The sequence below is a fragment of the Escherichia sp. KTE96 genome, assembly GCF_000408525.1.
GTDB classification, from domain to species: Bacteria; Pseudomonadota; Gammaproteobacteria; order Enterobacterales; family Enterobacteriaceae; genus Escherichia; species Escherichia marmotae.
The window spans coordinates 104,064-118,271 of record NZ_KE137146.1 but is presented as its reverse complement, the minus strand read 5'-3'; the positions used below and the strand labels follow the sequence as shown (position 1 = coordinate 118,271).

The window sequence follows — 14,208 nt, the reverse complement described above, 5'->3', positions numbered from 1 at the left end:
GATGAAAATATTAATTACTGGTTCTAAAGGGTTTATTGCTCGTAATTTAATTTATCGTTTGCTGGAGGCCGGCTTTAAAGATCTGATAACTATCGACCGCAAATCATCTTTGCAAGAGTTAGAACAAGGAATTAAAGTTGCTGATTTTATTTATCATCTTGCTGGTGTAAATAGACCAAAGGAGGAGTATGAGTATCAAGAAGGAAATACAGACCTTACAAAATTAATTGTTGACTTTCTGCTTAGTAATGCAAAAAAGACTCCTATTATGTTTAGTTCCTCCATTCAGGCTGAATGTGATAACGCGTATGGAAAAAGCAAGGCATCGGCGGAAAAAATTATTCAACATTATGGTCATATTAGTGGCGCAGAATATTATATCTACCGATTACCAAATGTGTTCGGTAAGTGGTGTCGACCAAATTACAACTCTTTTGTTGCAACTTTTTGTTATAGGATAGCTAACGATCAAGATATCACCATTCATGATCCGACAGCAGAGGTCGAGCTTGTTTATATTGATGATTTTTGTACAGATGCTATCAACTTATTAAATAACAAGTACGCGCCAGGTTTTAAAAATATAAAGCCCACGTATTTAGTAACAGTGGGTGAGGTAGCAAATCAAATTTATAAATTTAAAGAAAGTAGACATACTCTTATTACGGAAAATGTTGGTAAGGGGTTTACGCGAGCGTTATATTCAACTTGGCTTAGTTACTTGCAACCAGAGCAGTTCGTGTATGCAGTGCCTTCCTATAGTGATGAAAGAGGAGTGTTCTGCGAGGTTTTAAAAACCCATTCCGCTGGACAATTTTCATTTTTTACCGCGCTTCCAGGAGTAACACGTGGAGGGCACTATCATCATACAAAGAATGAAAAATTTATCGTTATTCGTGGTAAAGCATGTTTTAGGTTTAAAAATGTTTTAACAGGAGAACGATATGAGATTAATGTTGCGTCAGATGAATATAAAATTGTAGAAACTGTGCCAGGCTGGTCCCATGATATTACTAATACGGGTCATGATGAATTAATCGTAATATTGTGGGCGAATGAAGTATTTAATCGTGATCAACCTGATACTATAGCGAGTGTTTTATCGTGAAAAAATTGAAAGTCATGTCGGTTGTTGGGACTCGTCCAGAAATTATTCGACTCTCGCGCGTTCTTGCAAAATTAGATGAATATTGTGACCACCTTATTGTTCATACTGGGCAAAATTATGATTATGAATTGAATGAAGTCTTTTTCAAAGATTTGGGTGTTCGCAAGCCTGATTATTTTCTTAATGCCGCAGGTAAAAATGCAGCAGAGACTATTGGGCAGGTTATCATTAAAGTTGATGAGGTCCTTGAACAGGAAAAACCAGAAGCAATGTTAGTTCTTGGCGATACTAACTCCTGTATCTCAGCTATACCAGCAAAGCGTCGAAGAATTCCAATCTTCCATATGGAGGCTGGGAATCGTTGTTTTGACCAACGCGTACCGGAGGAAACTAACAGAAAAATAGTTGATCATACTGCTGATATCAATATGACGTATAGTGATATCGCTCGTGAATATCTTTTAGCTGAAGGTGTACCAGCCGATAGGATTATTAAAACCGGTAGCCCAATGTTTGAGGTGCTTACTCATTATATGCCGCAAATTGATGGTTCCGATGTGCTTTCTCGTCTGAATTTAATATCTGGAAATTTCTTTGTGGTAAGTGCTCACAGAGAAGAAAATGTTGATACTCCTAAACAACTTGCGAAACTAGCGAATATACTTAATACTGTGGCTGAAAAACATGACATCCCGGTAGTTGTTTCTACTCATCCACGTACTCGTAACCGCATCAATGAAAACGGTATTCAATTCCATAAAAATATCTTACTCCTTAAGCCATTAGGATTTCACGATTACAACAATCTGCAAAAAAATGCACGCGCAGTTTTATCGGATAGTGGAACTATTACCGAAGAATCCTCCATTATGAATTTCCCCGCACTTAATATACGAGAAGCGCACGAACGCCCGGAAGGCTTCGAAGAGGGGGCTGTAATGATGGTTGGTCTCGAGACTGAACGAGTTTTGCAAGCATTAGAAATTATTGTAACACAGCCTCGAGGAGAAACACGTTTACTTCGTCAGGTCAGTGACTACAGTATGCCAAACGTTTCAGATAAAGTTGTGCGTATTATTCATTCATATACTGATTACGTTAAACGGGTTGTCTGGAAACAATACTAATGAAACTTGCATTAATCATTGATGATTATTTGCCCTATAGCACGCGTGTTGGGGCTAAAATGTTTCATGAGTTAGGTCAGGAATTGCTGCGAAGGGGACATGATGTAACGGTAATTACGCCTGACATCACAATACAAACAATCTATTCTGTTAGCATGATTGACGGTGTAAAGGTATGGCGTTTCAAAAGTGGACCATTAAAGGATATAGGTAAGGCTAAGCGTGCCATAAATGAAACACTTTTATCTTTTCGTGCATGGCACGCATTAAAGCACCGCATCCAACATGATACATTTGATGGTATCGTTTATTATTCTCCATCTATTTTTTGGGGAGGCTTGGTTAAAAAAATTAAACAGCGATGCCAGTGCCCAAGCTATCTGGTCCTAAGGGATATGTTTCCACAGTGGATCATTGATGCTGGTATGTTGAAAGCCGGTTCGCCAATTGAAAAATATTTCAGGTATTTTGAAAAAAAATCATATCAACAGGCTGACTGGATTGGGTTAATGTCTGATAAGAATCTTGAGATATTTCGTCAGGCCAATAAAGGTTATCCGTGTGAAGTTTTACGTAATTGGGCCTCAATGACTCCTGTGTCTGCCGGCGATGATTATCATTCACTTCGTCAAAAATACGATCTAAAAGATAAAGTCATTTTTTTCTATGGCGGTAATATTGGGCATGCTCAGGATATGGCAAACTTAATGCGCCTTGCGCGTAATATGATGCGTCATCATGATGCTCATTTCCTGTTTATAGGGCAGGGTGATGAAGTTGACCTGATTAATTCTCTTGCTGCAGAGTGGAATTTAACTAATTTCACTCATCTACCTTCAGTGAACCAGGAAGAGTTTAAATTAATTTTATCTGAAGTTGATGTTGGCCTGTTCTCCCTTTCGTCTCGCCATTCTTCACATAATTTCCCCGGGAAATTACTAGGGTATATGGTTCAATCAATCCCGATCCTTGGGAGTGTGAATGGCGGTAATGATCTAATGGATGTAATTAATAAGCACGGGGCTGGGTTCATTCATGTTAATGGTGAAGATGATAAACTGTTTGAATCTGCACAATTGCTTCTTACGGATTTGGCTTTAAGAAAGCAGTTAGGTCAGAACGCTAATGTGTTGTTAAAATCTCAATTTTCGGTTGAATCGGCGGCACATACTATCGAAGTCCGACTGGAGGCAGGAGAATGCGTTTAGTTGATGACAATATTTTGGATGAACTTTTTCGCACTGCAGCAAATTCTGAACGTTTGCGCGCTCATTATTTATTGCACGCATCTCATCAGGAGAAGGTTCAACGTTTACTTATTGCATTTGTACGCGACAGTTATGTTGAACCCCATTGGCATGAGTTACCGCATCAGTGGGAAATGTTTGTCGTCGTGCAAGGGCAATTAGAAGTGTGTTTATATGGAAAAAATGGTGAGATCCAAAAACAGTTTGTTGTTGGAGACGGTACGGGAATAAGCGTCGTGGAATTTTCCCCAGGTGATATACATAGTGTCAAATGCCTGTCACCGAAAGCCCTTATGTTGGAGATAAAGGAGGGTCCATTTGACCCACTGAAAGCTAAGGCTTTTTCTAAGTGGTTATAGGGCGATACACCACCGTTTATTCTTCTATCTTATTCTATACATGCTGGGTTACCATCTTAGTTTCTTCAAGCCGCACACCCCGCGGTGATCCCCCTGACAGGAGTAAACAATGTCAAAGCAACAGATCGGCGTCGTCGGTATGGCAGTGATGGGACGCAACCTTGCGCTCAACATCGAAAGCCGTGGTTATACCGTCTCTATTTTCAACCGTTCCCGTGAAAAGACGGAAGAAGTGATTGCTGAAAATCCAGGCAAGAAACTGGTTCCTTACTATACGGTGAAAGAGTTTGTTGAATCTCTTGAAACGCCTCGTCGCATCCTGTTAATGGTGAAAGCAGGTGCAGGCACGGATGCTGCTATTGATTCCCTCAAGCCATATCTCGATAAAGGTGACATCATTATTGATGGTGGTAACACCTTCTTCCAGGACACTATTCGTCGCAACCGTGAGCTTTCCGCAGAAGGGTTTAACTTCATCGGTACGGGTGTTTCCGGTGGTGAAGAGGGTGCGCTGAAAGGTCCTTCCATTATGCCGGGTGGGCAGAAGGAAGCCTATGAACTGGTTGCGCCAATCCTTACCAAAATCGCCGCCGTGGCTGAAGATGGTGAACCGTGCGTTACCTATATTGGTGCCGATGGCGCAGGTCACTATGTGAAGATGGTTCACAACGGTATTGAATACGGTGATATGCAACTGATTGCGGAAGCCTATTCTCTGCTGAAAGGTGGCCTGAACCTCTCCAACGAAGAACTGGCACAGACCTTTACCGAGTGGAATAACGGTGAACTGAGCAGCTACCTGATCGACATCACTAAAGATATCTTCACCAAAAAAGATGAAGACGGTAACTACCTGGTTGATGTGATCCTGGATGAAGCAGCAAACAAAGGTACTGGTAAGTGGACCAGCCAGAGTGCACTGGATCTCGGTGAGCCTCTGTCGCTGATCACTGAATCAGTGTTTGCACGTTATATCTCTTCTCTGAAAGATCAGCGCGTTGCCGCGTCTAAAGTACTGTCTGGCCCACAAGCACAGCCAGCAGGTAACAAAGCTGAATTCATCGAGAAAGTTCGCCGTGCGCTGTATCTGGGCAAAATTGTTTCTTACGCTCAGGGCTTCTCTCAACTGCGTGCCGCGTCTGAAGAGTACAACTGGGATCTGAACTACGGCGAAATCGCGAAGATTTTCCGTGCTGGCTGCATCATCCGTGCGCAGTTCCTGCAGAAAATCACCGATGCATATGCCGAAAATCCGCAGATCGCTAACCTGCTGCTGGCTCCGTACTTCAAGCAAATTGCCGATGACTACCAGCAGGCGCTGCGTGATGTCGTTGCTTATGCAGTACAGAACGGTATCCCGGTTCCAACCTTCGCCGCTGCGGTTGCCTATTATGACAGCTACCGTGCCGCTGTTCTGCCTGCGAACCTGATCCAGGCACAGCGTGATTATTTCGGTGCACATACTTATAAGCGCATCGATAAAGAAGGTGTGTTCCATACCGAATGGCTGGATTAATCTGATCTAACCAACAATAAATTGAGGCCCGGCGTATATTGCGCCGGGCTTTTTTTTACCAATTATCTTATAGACTAAATTTTACTGCTTAATATTAACCTAATAAATATCAGCTACTCTCATAAAGAAAATCTGAATTGTTTTTCGTTGCGTTGACCAGTCATCATCGTAGCGTTAAAACTTTTAACTCTTATCAGGATGCTAAAAACATCATGATTCACAGTTAAGTTAATTCTGAGAGCATGAAATGAAAATCACCATTTCCGGTACTGGCTATGTAGGCTTGTCAAACGGGCTTCTAATCGCACAAAATCATGAGGTTGTGGCATTAGATATTTTACCGTCACGCGTTGCTATGCTGAATGATAAGATATCTCCTATTGTTGATAAAGAAATTCAGCAATTTTTGCAATCAGACAAAATACGTTTTAATGCCACATTAGATAAAAAAGAAGCCTACCGGAATGCTGATTACGTAATCATCGCAACCCCGACTGATTATGATCCTAAAACCAATTATTTCAATACATCTAGCGTAGAATCTGTAATTAAAGATGTTACAGAAATAAACCCTTATGCAGTAATGGTTATCAAGTCCACGGTTCCGGTAGGTTTTACGGTCACGATGCAAAAAAAATTCAATACTGAGAACATCATTTTCTCCCCAGAATTCCTCCGGGAAGGTAAAGCCCTTTACGATAATCTTCATCCGTCACGTATTGTCATCGGTGAGCGTTCAGAACGTGCAGAACGTTTTGCTGAGTTATTACAGGAAGGGGCCATTAAGCAAAATATCCCGACTCTGTTTACCGACTCCACTGAGGCAGAAGCGATTAAACTTTTCGCTAATACCTACCTGGCAATGCGTGTGGCGTACTTTAACGAGCTGGATAGCTATGCAGAAAGTTTAGGTCTGAATACACGCCAAATTATTGAAGGCGTTTGTCTTGATCCGCGTATTGGCAACCATTACAACAACCCGTCGTTTGGCTATGGTGGTTATTGTCTGCCGAAAGATACTAAACAGTTACTGGCGAACTACCAGTCTGTGCCGAATAACCTGATCTCGGCAATTGTTGATGCTAACCGCACGCGTAAGGACTTTATTGCGGATGCTATCTTGTCGCGTAAACCTAAAGTAGTAGGAATATATCGTCTGATTATGAAGAGCGGTTCAGATAACTTCCGCGCGTCTTCCATTCAGGGGATTATGAAGCGTATCAAGGCGAAAGGTGTGGAGGTGATCATTTATGAGCCGGTGATGAAAGAAGACTCATTCTTCAACTCTCGCCTGGAACGTGATCTCGCCACCTTCAAACAACAAGCCGACGTCATTATTTCCAACCGAATGGCAGAAGAGCTTAAGGATGTGGCAGACAAGGTCTACACCCGCGATTTGTTTGGCAGCGACTAACCTTCTGTAATCAGGGCGATTTTCGCCCTGATTGTCTTTTGTTACCCACGTAATAATTCATTATTTTTATCACTTATCCTATAGCATTCATGAAGATTATCGCTACACTATGCGAACCTGAAATTTTCCGTCAGTTAGGGTAATGATGAGAGTTGAAAATAATAATATTCCTGGGCAAAACCATGACCCGGAACAGATTGATTTGATTGATTTACTGGTGCAGTTGTGGCGTGGCAAGATGACTATCATCATCTCTGTCATTGTAGCGATTGCCCTGGCAATAGGGTATCTGGCCGTTGCCAAAGAAAAATGGACTTCCACAGCTATCGTTACTCAACCTGATGTGGGACAAATCGCGGGTTATAACAATGCCATGAATGTGATTTATGGTACGGCTGCGCCGAAAGTGTCTGATATCCAGGCGACGTTAGTTGGTCGTTTCAGTACGACATTTTCTGCATTAGCAGAAACGCTGGATAATCAGGAAGAACCCGAAAAACTGACTATCGAACCTTCTGTTAAAAACCAGCCATTACCCCTGGTTGTTTCTTATGTCGGGCAAACGCCTGAAGGTGCGCAGAAACAGCTAGCTCAATATATTCAGCAAGTTGATGAACAGGTGAATGAAGAGCTGGAAAAAGACCTGAAAGACAACATCGCACTGCGTGTGAAAAACTTGCAGGATTCTTTGAAGACGCAGGAAGTGGTGGCACAGGAGCAGAAAGATCTGCGTATCCGTCAGATTCAGGAAGCGTTGCAGTATGCGAATCAGGCGCAGGTCGCAAAGCCGCAGATTCAACAGACGCAGGACGTGACCCAGGACACTATGTTCCTTTTGGGGAGTGATGCACTGGAGTCGATGGTTAAGCACGAAGCGAGCCGTCCGTTGGTGTTCTCGTCAAACTATTATCAGACTCGTCAAAACCTGCTGGATATTGAAAGTCTGAAGGTTGATGATCTTGATATTCATGCTTATCGCTATGTTATGAAACCGACGTTACCTGTGCGTCGCGATAGTCCGAAAAAGGCTATTACCTTGATTCTGGCTGTGCTGCTGGGCGGTATGGTTGGCGCGGGGATTGTGCTGGGACGTAATGCGCTGCGTAATTACAACGCGAAGTAATCTTTTCGGTTTTAAACAAAATGGGCAGGGTGGTGACACCTTGCCCATTTTTTTGCCGAATGTGATGCTGGCGCATCTTATCCAGCCTGCGTGTGCAGAGAGAATGTGTAGGCACGATAAGCTTGCGCATCGGGCAATGGCTCCGGATGCGACAACAATATCGCATCCGCTAACCCCGTAACTCACTGATGCCGTTTGCGCAGGTTTTCAATCACCGTCGTTAAATCCAGATCCTGATCCTGCAACAACACCAGCAGGTGATACATCAAGTCAGACGCCTCGTTAGTCAGCTCAAAGCGGTCATGTACTGTCGCGGCCAGTGCGGTTTCCACGCCTTCTTCTCCTACTTTCTGCGCGATGCGTTTGGTGCCACTGGCATACAGTTTGGCGGTGTAGGAGGTTTCCGGATCGGCAGATTTGCGTTCAGCGAGCAGTTGTTCAAGCTGGTAGAGAAACAACCACTGGTGAGCGGTATCGCCAAAACAACTGCTGGTGCCTTTGTGGCAGGTTGGGCCGATGGGATTCGCCAGCACCAGCAGGGTGTCGTTGTCGCAGTCCGGTGCAATGCTGACTACGTTGAGGAAGTTCCCCGACGTTTCACCTTTAGTCCACAGTCGCTGTTTGGTGCGTGAGAAAAAAGTGACTTTGCCGCTTTCGATGGTTTTATCCAGCGCTTGCGGGTTCATGTAGCCCAGCATTAACACTTCGCCAGATACCGCGTGTTGCACAATCACTGGCATCAGTCCGTCGGTTTTTTCCCAGTCCAGTTCGCGGCGTTGTTGTTCTGTTAACATATCCTGATCTCCACGCCCTGTGTTGCCAGGTACGCTTTTAATTCACCAATATTGATTATTTGTTTGTGGAATACGGAAGCTGCCAGCGCGCCGTCAACGTCGGCATCGCGGAAGGCTTCAAGGAAGTGTTCCATAGTGCCTGCGCCACCGGAGGCAATCAGCGGGACGTGGCAAACTTCACGCACTTTTTTCAGTTGTTCGAGGTCGTAACCGTTACGCACGCCGTCCTGATTCATCATGTTGAGGACGATTTCTCCGGCTCCGCGTTTTTGCACTTCCTGTACCCAGTCGAGCGTTTCCCACTGCGTAACGCGGGTACGGCTTTCATCGCCGGTATATTGATTAACGTGATATTTGCCGGTTTCGGCGTCGTACCAGGTATCAATACCGACCACAATACACTGCACGCCAAAACGATCTGCCAGACGGGTGATCAATGTCGGATCGGCCAGTGCAGGGGAGTTGATGGAGATTTTATCCGCACCAAAGGAAAGAATTTTCGCGGCGTCATCCAGCGACTTAATCCCACCCGCCACGCAGAACGGAATGTCGATCACTTCCGCGACGCGAGATACCCAGCTTTTATCTACCACGCGGCCATCGCTGGAAGCGGTGATATCGTAGAACACCAGTTCGTCTGCACCTTCTTCGGCGTAGCGTTTTGCCAGCGGCACAATATCGCCAATGATTTCATGGTTGCGAAACTGTACGCCTTTCACCACCTGACCATCACGAACGTCAAGACACGGAATTATGCGTTTTGCCAGCATGCGATGGCCTCCTTCACGGTGAATTTACCTTCCAGTAATGCCCGGCCAACTATTACGCCGCGCACGCCAGTGCCACGCAGGGCAGCGACATCTTCAATGTTGCCAATACCGCCGGAGGACTGAAACGCCACCTGCGGATATCTGGCGCACACTTCTTCATATAAAGAGACGTTAGAACCTGCCAGCGTGCCGTCGCGCGAGATATCGGTACACAGCACATGTTTCAGGCCGACGGGCAGATAGGTTTCCACCAGTTGTTCCAGCGAAACGCCTGAGTTCTCTTGCCAGCCGCTGACTGCCACCTGTTTGTTGCCTTGCTCGTCAATACGGACATCCAGCGCCAGCACTAAGGCATCGGCACCAAAACGTTCAAACCAGCCTTTCACCATTTCTGGTGACTTCACCGCGGTGGAGCCAACCACCACGCGCGCAACGCCTGCTTCCAGTAACGCCGCCACGTCTTCTTCGCTACGCACGCCGCCGCCAACCTGCACCGGAACGTTAACGCCCGCGACCAGGGTTTTAATCAGCGGGATTTGACGTTTAGCCGGATCTTTTGCCCCGGTCAGATCCACCAGGTGCAGCACTTCAGCACCTTGGGCGGCGTAATCCTGTAAGCGCGGCAGCGGGTCGTTGCCATAATCACGCTGCTTGCCGTAATCGCCCTGATGGAGACGCACCACGGTGCCGTCGATTAAATCTAATGCCGGAATAATCATTACATCTCCAGGAAGTTTTTCAGCAACTTAGCGCCAGCGGCACCGGAGCGTTCCGGGTGGAACTGCACGCCATAGAAGTTATCTTTTTGTACCGCCGCGGTGAACGGTTCGCCGTAGTTGCACTGGGCGATGGTCCACGGATTGACCGGCATGGCGTAGCTGTGAACAAAGTAAAAGTACGCGCCGTCTTCAATCCCCTGAAACAGGCGGTTGCCAGCCTGTGGGTAAACGCGGTTCCAGCCCATATGCGGCAATGGCAGACCAAAGTCGGTCATTTTCGGTACATCCTCGTCGATGATGCCCAGCAAATCGACGCCGTTACTCTCTTCGCTGCGTCGCCCCAGCAGTTGCATTCCTAAACAGATGCCCAGCACCGGTTGAGTACAGGCTTTGATGAGATCAAACAGCTCGCGCTCACGCACCTGATCCATCGCCGCTTGCGCGGTGCCGACGCCAGGTAAAAACAGTTTATCGGCCAGCAACACGACGTCCGGGTCACGGCTGACCTTTGGTTCATAGCCGTGACGCGCAATGGCAGACTTCACCGAGTTCAGGTTGGCGCAGTCGGTATCAAGGATCACCACGTTCATTACAGCACTCCTTTCGACGAGGGCAGGGTGTCACCTTCCACGCGGATGGCCTGGCGCAGGGTACGACCAAAGGCTTTGAACAGGCTCTCTACACGGTGGTGATCGTTTTTACCTTTGGTTTTCAGGTGCAGGGTCACGCCCATGGTGTATGAGAGCGAACGGAAGAAGTGTTCGATCATTTCGGTGCTGAGATCGCCCACGCGCTGGTAGGTAAACTCAGCTTTATATTCCAGGTGCGGGCGACCAGAGATATCCAGCGCGCAGCGTGCGAGGCATTCATCCATCGGCAAGACAAAACCAAACCGGCAGATGCCGCGTTTGTCGCCAAGGGCAATTTTTAACGCTTCGCCCAGCGCCAGCCCGGTATCTTCGACGGTGTGGTGATCGTCAATATAGAGATCGCCTTTGACATTGATTTCCATACGGAAACCACCGTGGGTGGCAATCTGATCCAACATATGATCAAAGAAACCAACACCAGTGTTAATCTTGCTGCCACCTTCGCGATCCAGCCACACCTGAACGTCAATCTGCGTCTCTTTGGTGTTGCGCACTACATGGGCATAACGATCGCGTTTAGTGAGTTGCTCACCAATCATCGGCCAGTTCAGGGTTTCGCGGTTGTAGCGTAAACCATTAATACCCATGTTTTCAGCAAGTTGAATATCGGTCGCACGATCGCCAATCACGTAACTGCTGGCGCGATCCATCGCCTGCTCAGCGAGATAACGCTCCACCAGTTTTACCTTCGGCTTGCGGCAGTCACATTCATCGTCGGGCAGGTGCGGGCAAATCAGCACTTCATCAAACTGCACGCCTTGCGAGGTAAAGATCTGCATCATCAGATTGTGCGGGCCATCGAAATCCGCCTGCGGGAAACGTTGTGTTCCAAGACCATCCTGGTTGGTGATCATCACCAGCTTATAGCCTGCTTTTTGCAGCTTCAGCAGTTCCGGGATCACGCCCGGTTCAAAGGCGAGTTTGTCAAAACGGTCCACCTGAAAATCACTCGGCGGCTCGCTAATCAGGGTTCCATCGCGATCGATAAAAAGATACTTCTGACTCATCAAACTTGCTCCGCACGTAAGGCGTCAATGACGCGCTGGCTTTCTTCACGGGTTCCGACGGTAATTCGCAGGCAGCCGCTTAAAGAGGGTTGTTTATTCTGATCACGTAAGATAATGCCCTGATCCCACAAAGATTTAAACACTGCGCTGGAGGCTTTAAAGCGTGCCAGAATGTAGTTGGTTTCGGAGTCGAAAACCAGCTCCACGCAGGGGATCTCTTTCAGTGCGGCAATCAGGTATTCGCGTTCTGCAATAATTTGCGCCACTCGTTCGCGCATGGCGACGATCCCCTGCGGGCTTAACGCCTGGGACGCAATGTCGGCAACCGGCGTTGAGAGTGGGTAGGGGGCGATCACTTTCATCAGCAGGTTGATGACTTCTTCGTTTGCCAGCGTAAACCCACAACGGAGACCCGCCAGAGCAAAAGCTTTCGAAAGGGTGCGCAAAATAGCCAGGTGCGGATATTCCGCCAGCCAGCCCGCCAGCGATGCCTGCGGGCAAAACTCAATATAGGCTTCATCGGCAACCACAATGGCTTTTCCGCGGGTTAACTCCAGCAGAGTGCGAAAATCTTGCGGATTGATCAGTTGCCCGGTCGGGTTGTTAGGGCTGCAAACATAAACCACTTTCACGCCGTCCAGCTTGTCGGAAATCCCCTGCAAGTCCAGTTGCCAGTTTTCCAGCGTCGGCACCGTGCGACACTCGACGCCAATGGTTTCGGCGCTGACGCTATACATGCCGTACGTTGGCGGGCAATAGAGGATGGCATCTTTACCCGGTTCACAAAAGGCGCGAATCAGTAGTTCAATGCCTTCGTCTGCGCCGCGGCTGACCAGCACTTGTTCCGGTTTTACGCCAGCATATTGCGCGTAATTTTCAATAACCGCTTTTGGCTGACATTCCGGATAGCGGTTGAGCGTTTGCTGAGTGAGCTGAAACTCCACGGCTGTAGGATATTCGTTGGCGTTCAGCCAGACATCGCCGTTACCGCCCAGTCGGCGCGCTGACTGATATGGTGTCAGGTTGCGGACGTTTTCACGCGCTAAATCGGTAATAGTCACGGTGCTCATGCTTGCTCCTTAAGGGCGTTGACACGTAAAGTCACGGCATTTTTGTGGGCTGTCAGGCGTTCGGCGGTAGCCAGCGTTTCAATGGTCGAAGCCAACGCAGAGAAACCCTCTTTCGACAATTCCTGCACGGTCATGCGCTTCTGGAAATCCGCCAGTCCGAGGCTGGAACAGGTGGCGGTGTAACCGTAAGTCGGTAGAACGTGGTTGGTGCCGGAGGCGTAGTCACCTGCCGATTCCGGTGACCAGTCACCAAGAAATACCGAACCGGCGCTGGTGATGCTATCGACCAGTTCGCGGGCGTTGCGGGTTTGAATAATCAGGTGTTCCGGGCCGTACTGATTGGAGATTGTCACGCACTGCGCTAAATCGTTGGTCACAATCAGGCGGCTGGTGAGCAGTGCCTGGCGTGCAGTTTCAGCACGCGGTAACTCTGCAAGTTGACGTTCTACAGCTTCGGCAACGCGGCGTGCCATATCGGCGTCGGGCGTCAGTAAGATCACCTGTGAATCCGGGCCGTGCTCAGCCTGAGAGAGCAAATCTGAAGCCACGAAGTCCGGCGTTGCGCCGCTATCGGCAATCACCAGCACTTCCGACGGGCCTGCGGGCATATCGATTGCTGCACCGTCCAGACGCTGGCTCACCTGACGTTTCGCTTCAGTCACAAAGGCGTTACCCGGTCCGAAAATTTTGTCCACTTTCGGCACGGATTCAGTACCAAAGGCCAGCGCGGCAATGGCCTGTGCGCCGCCGACGTTAAATACATCCTGCACGCCGCACAGTTGCGCCGCGTAGAGGATCTCATCGGCAATCGGCGGCGGTGAGCACAGCACCACTTTATTACAACCTGCAATACGCGCTGGAGTCGCCAGCATTAATACGGTTGAGAAGAGTGGGGCAGAGCCGCCAGGAATATACAAACCCACTGAAGCTACCGGGCGGGTGACCTGCTGGCAACGTACGCCTGGCTGGGTTTCGACATCTACCGTCGGCAGTTTTTGCGCATTGTGGAAGGTTTCAATGTTCTTTACTGCTACCGCCATCGCCTGTTTCAGGTCGTCGCTCAGGCGTTCGCAGGCTGCGGCGATTTCTTCAGCAGACACTTTCAGCGCGGTAACCTTGGTTTTATCAAACTTCGCGCTGTATTCCCGTAAGGCGTCATCGCCGCGTGCTTTCACGTTATCTAAAATTTCACGGACGATACGGGTGATGCTTTCAGAGGCGGAGAGCGCCGGGCGCATTAACAGTTGGCGTTGTTGCTCCGCAGTACAGTTATTCCAGTCAATGATTGTGTTAAAGCTCATGGC

14 protein-coding genes are annotated in these 14,208 nt (G+C 47.8%); 7 read left to right on the top strand and 7 right to left on the bottom strand.

Going from position 1 to position 14,208, the window contains the following annotated elements:
* The first annotated feature begins 1 nt into the window (after position 1).
* The 7 genes from wbjC (at position 2) to wzzB (ending at position 7,894) form a co-directional block, all read left to right on the top strand.
* On the top strand, positions 2-1,108 hold the full coding sequence (gene wbjC / locus A1WG_RS20555; RefSeq protein ID WP_001516619.1) for a UDP-2-acetamido-2,6-beta-L-arabino-hexul-4-ose reductase: 1,107 nt from the start codon (positions 2-4) through the stop codon (positions 1,106-1,108).
* On the top strand, positions 1,105-2,235 hold the full coding sequence (wecB, locus tag A1WG_RS20560) for a non-hydrolyzing UDP-N-acetylglucosamine 2-epimerase (RefSeq protein WP_001516618.1): 1,131 nt from the start codon (positions 1,105-1,107) through the stop codon (positions 2,233-2,235). Before wbjC ends, wecB begins: the two co-directional genes overlap by 4 nt.
* Positions 2,235-3,443, top strand: a complete 1,209-nt coding sequence (locus A1WG_RS20565) for a glycosyltransferase family 4 protein (RefSeq protein ID WP_001516617.1) — start codon at positions 2,235-2,237, stop codon at positions 3,441-3,443. Before wecB ends, A1WG_RS20565 begins: the two co-directional genes overlap by 1 nt.
* Positions 3,434-3,841 (top strand): WbuC family cupin fold metalloprotein, encoded by a 408-nt coding sequence (locus A1WG_RS20570; RefSeq protein ID WP_001516616.1) that lies wholly within the window; start codon positions 3,434-3,436, stop codon positions 3,839-3,841. Before A1WG_RS20565 ends, A1WG_RS20570 begins: the two co-directional genes overlap by 10 nt.
* Before the next feature lie 109 nt (positions 3,842-3,950).
* Entirely contained in the window at positions 3,951-5,357 is a 1,407-nt protein-coding gene (gene gndA / locus A1WG_RS20575; protein WP_001516615.1) for an NADP-dependent phosphogluconate dehydrogenase, read from the top strand.
* 247 nt (positions 5,358-5,604) lie between these two features.
* Positions 5,605-6,771 (top strand): UDP-glucose 6-dehydrogenase, encoded by a 1,167-nt coding sequence (ugd, locus tag A1WG_RS20580; protein WP_001516614.1) that lies wholly within the window; start codon positions 5,605-5,607, stop codon positions 6,769-6,771.
* A 145-nt stretch (positions 6,772-6,916) separates the two neighbouring features.
* Positions 6,917-7,894 carry an LPS O-antigen chain length determinant protein WzzB gene (gene wzzB, locus A1WG_RS20585; RefSeq protein WP_001516613.1) on the top strand — a complete coding sequence of 326 codons (978 nt, stop codon included), beginning with the start codon at positions 6,917-6,919 and terminating at the stop codon, positions 7,892-7,894.
* A 182-nt stretch (positions 7,895-8,076) separates the two neighbouring features.
* Here the strand turns inward: wzzB and hisIE are convergent, their stop codons facing one another.
* From hisIE to hisD, 7 genes are read right to left on the bottom strand one after another with little or no spacing between them, the layout of a single operon-like run.
* Positions 8,077-8,688, bottom strand: a complete 612-nt coding sequence (gene hisIE, locus A1WG_RS20590) for a bifunctional phosphoribosyl-AMP cyclohydrolase/phosphoribosyl-ATP diphosphatase HisIE (protein ID WP_000954922.1) — start codon at positions 8,686-8,688, stop codon at positions 8,077-8,079.
* Positions 8,682-9,458 (bottom strand): imidazole glycerol phosphate synthase subunit HisF, encoded by a 777-nt coding sequence (gene hisF / locus A1WG_RS20595; protein WP_000880156.1) that lies wholly within the window; start codon positions 9,456-9,458, stop codon positions 8,682-8,684. The genes hisIE and hisF overlap by 7 nt, the downstream gene beginning before the upstream one ends.
* Entirely contained in the window at positions 9,440-10,177 is a 738-nt protein-coding gene (gene hisA / locus A1WG_RS20600; RefSeq protein WP_001516612.1) for a 1-(5-phosphoribosyl)-5-[(5-phosphoribosylamino)methylideneamino]imidazole-4-carboxamide isomerase, read from the bottom strand. Before hisA ends, hisF begins: the two co-directional genes overlap by 19 nt.
* The gene (gene hisH, locus A1WG_RS20605; RefSeq protein WP_001516611.1) at positions 10,177-10,767 is read right to left on the bottom strand and encodes an imidazole glycerol phosphate synthase subunit HisH; all 591 of its coding nucleotides are present in this window, start codon (positions 10,765-10,767) and stop codon (positions 10,177-10,179) included. Before hisH ends, hisA begins: the two co-directional genes overlap by 1 nt.
* Positions 10,767-11,834 (bottom strand): bifunctional histidinol-phosphatase/imidazoleglycerol-phosphate dehydratase HisB, encoded by a 1,068-nt coding sequence (gene hisB, locus A1WG_RS20610; RefSeq protein ID WP_001516610.1) that lies wholly within the window; start codon positions 11,832-11,834, stop codon positions 10,767-10,769. Before hisB ends, hisH begins: the two co-directional genes overlap by 1 nt.
* The gene (gene hisC / locus A1WG_RS20615; RefSeq protein WP_001516609.1) at positions 11,834-12,904 is read right to left on the bottom strand and encodes a histidinol-phosphate transaminase; all 1,071 of its coding nucleotides are present in this window, start codon (positions 12,902-12,904) and stop codon (positions 11,834-11,836) included. The genes hisB and hisC overlap by 1 nt, the downstream gene beginning before the upstream one ends.
* Positions 12,901-14,205 carry a histidinol dehydrogenase gene (gene hisD, locus A1WG_RS20620; RefSeq protein WP_001516608.1) on the bottom strand — a complete coding sequence of 435 codons (1,305 nt, stop codon included), beginning with the start codon at positions 14,203-14,205 and terminating at the stop codon, positions 12,901-12,903. The genes hisC and hisD overlap by 4 nt, the downstream gene beginning before the upstream one ends.
* Between the last annotated feature and the right edge of the window lie 3 nt (positions 14,206-14,208).

What these genes read in the sequence shown, in the direction of transcription:
- A1WG_RS20565 (WP_001516617.1), top strand. Translation starts at nt 2,235, where the DNA reads ATGAAACTTGCATTAATCATTGATGATTATTTGCCCTATAGCACGCGT.
- hisA (WP_001516612.1), bottom strand. Translation starts at nt 10,177, where the DNA reads ATGATTATTCCGGCATTAGATTTAATCGACGGCACCGTGGTGCGTCTC.
- hisIE (WP_000954922.1), bottom strand. Translation starts at nt 8,688, where the DNA reads ATGTTAACAGAACAACAACGCCGCGAACTGGACTGGGAAAAAACCGAC.
- hisB (WP_001516610.1), bottom strand. Translation starts at nt 11,834, where the DNA reads ATGAGTCAGAAGTATCTTTTTATCGATCGCGATGGAACCCTGATTAGC.
- wzzB (WP_001516613.1), top strand. Translation starts at nt 6,917, where the DNA reads ATGAGAGTTGAAAATAATAATATTCCTGGGCAAAACCATGACCCGGAA.
- hisD (WP_001516608.1), bottom strand. Translation starts at nt 14,205, where the DNA reads ATGAGCTTTAACACAATCATTGACTGGAATAACTGTACTGCGGAGCAA.
- wbjC (WP_001516619.1), top strand. Translation starts at nt 2, where the DNA reads ATGAAAATATTAATTACTGGTTCTAAAGGGTTTATTGCTCGTAATTTA.
- hisH (WP_001516611.1), bottom strand. Translation starts at nt 10,767, where the DNA reads ATGAACGTGGTGATCCTTGATACCGACTGCGCCAACCTGAACTCGGTG.
- hisF (WP_000880156.1), bottom strand. Translation starts at nt 9,458, where the DNA reads ATGCTGGCAAAACGCATAATTCCGTGTCTTGACGTTCGTGATGGTCAG.
- A1WG_RS20570 (WP_001516616.1), top strand. Translation starts at nt 3,434, where the DNA reads ATGCGTTTAGTTGATGACAATATTTTGGATGAACTTTTTCGCACTGCA.
- ugd (WP_001516614.1), top strand. Translation starts at nt 5,605, where the DNA reads ATGAAAATCACCATTTCCGGTACTGGCTATGTAGGCTTGTCAAACGGG.
- hisC (WP_001516609.1), bottom strand. Translation starts at nt 12,904, where the DNA reads ATGAGCACCGTGACTATTACCGATTTAGCGCGTGAAAACGTCCGCAAC.
- gndA (WP_001516615.1), top strand. Translation starts at nt 3,951, where the DNA reads ATGTCAAAGCAACAGATCGGCGTCGTCGGTATGGCAGTGATGGGACGC.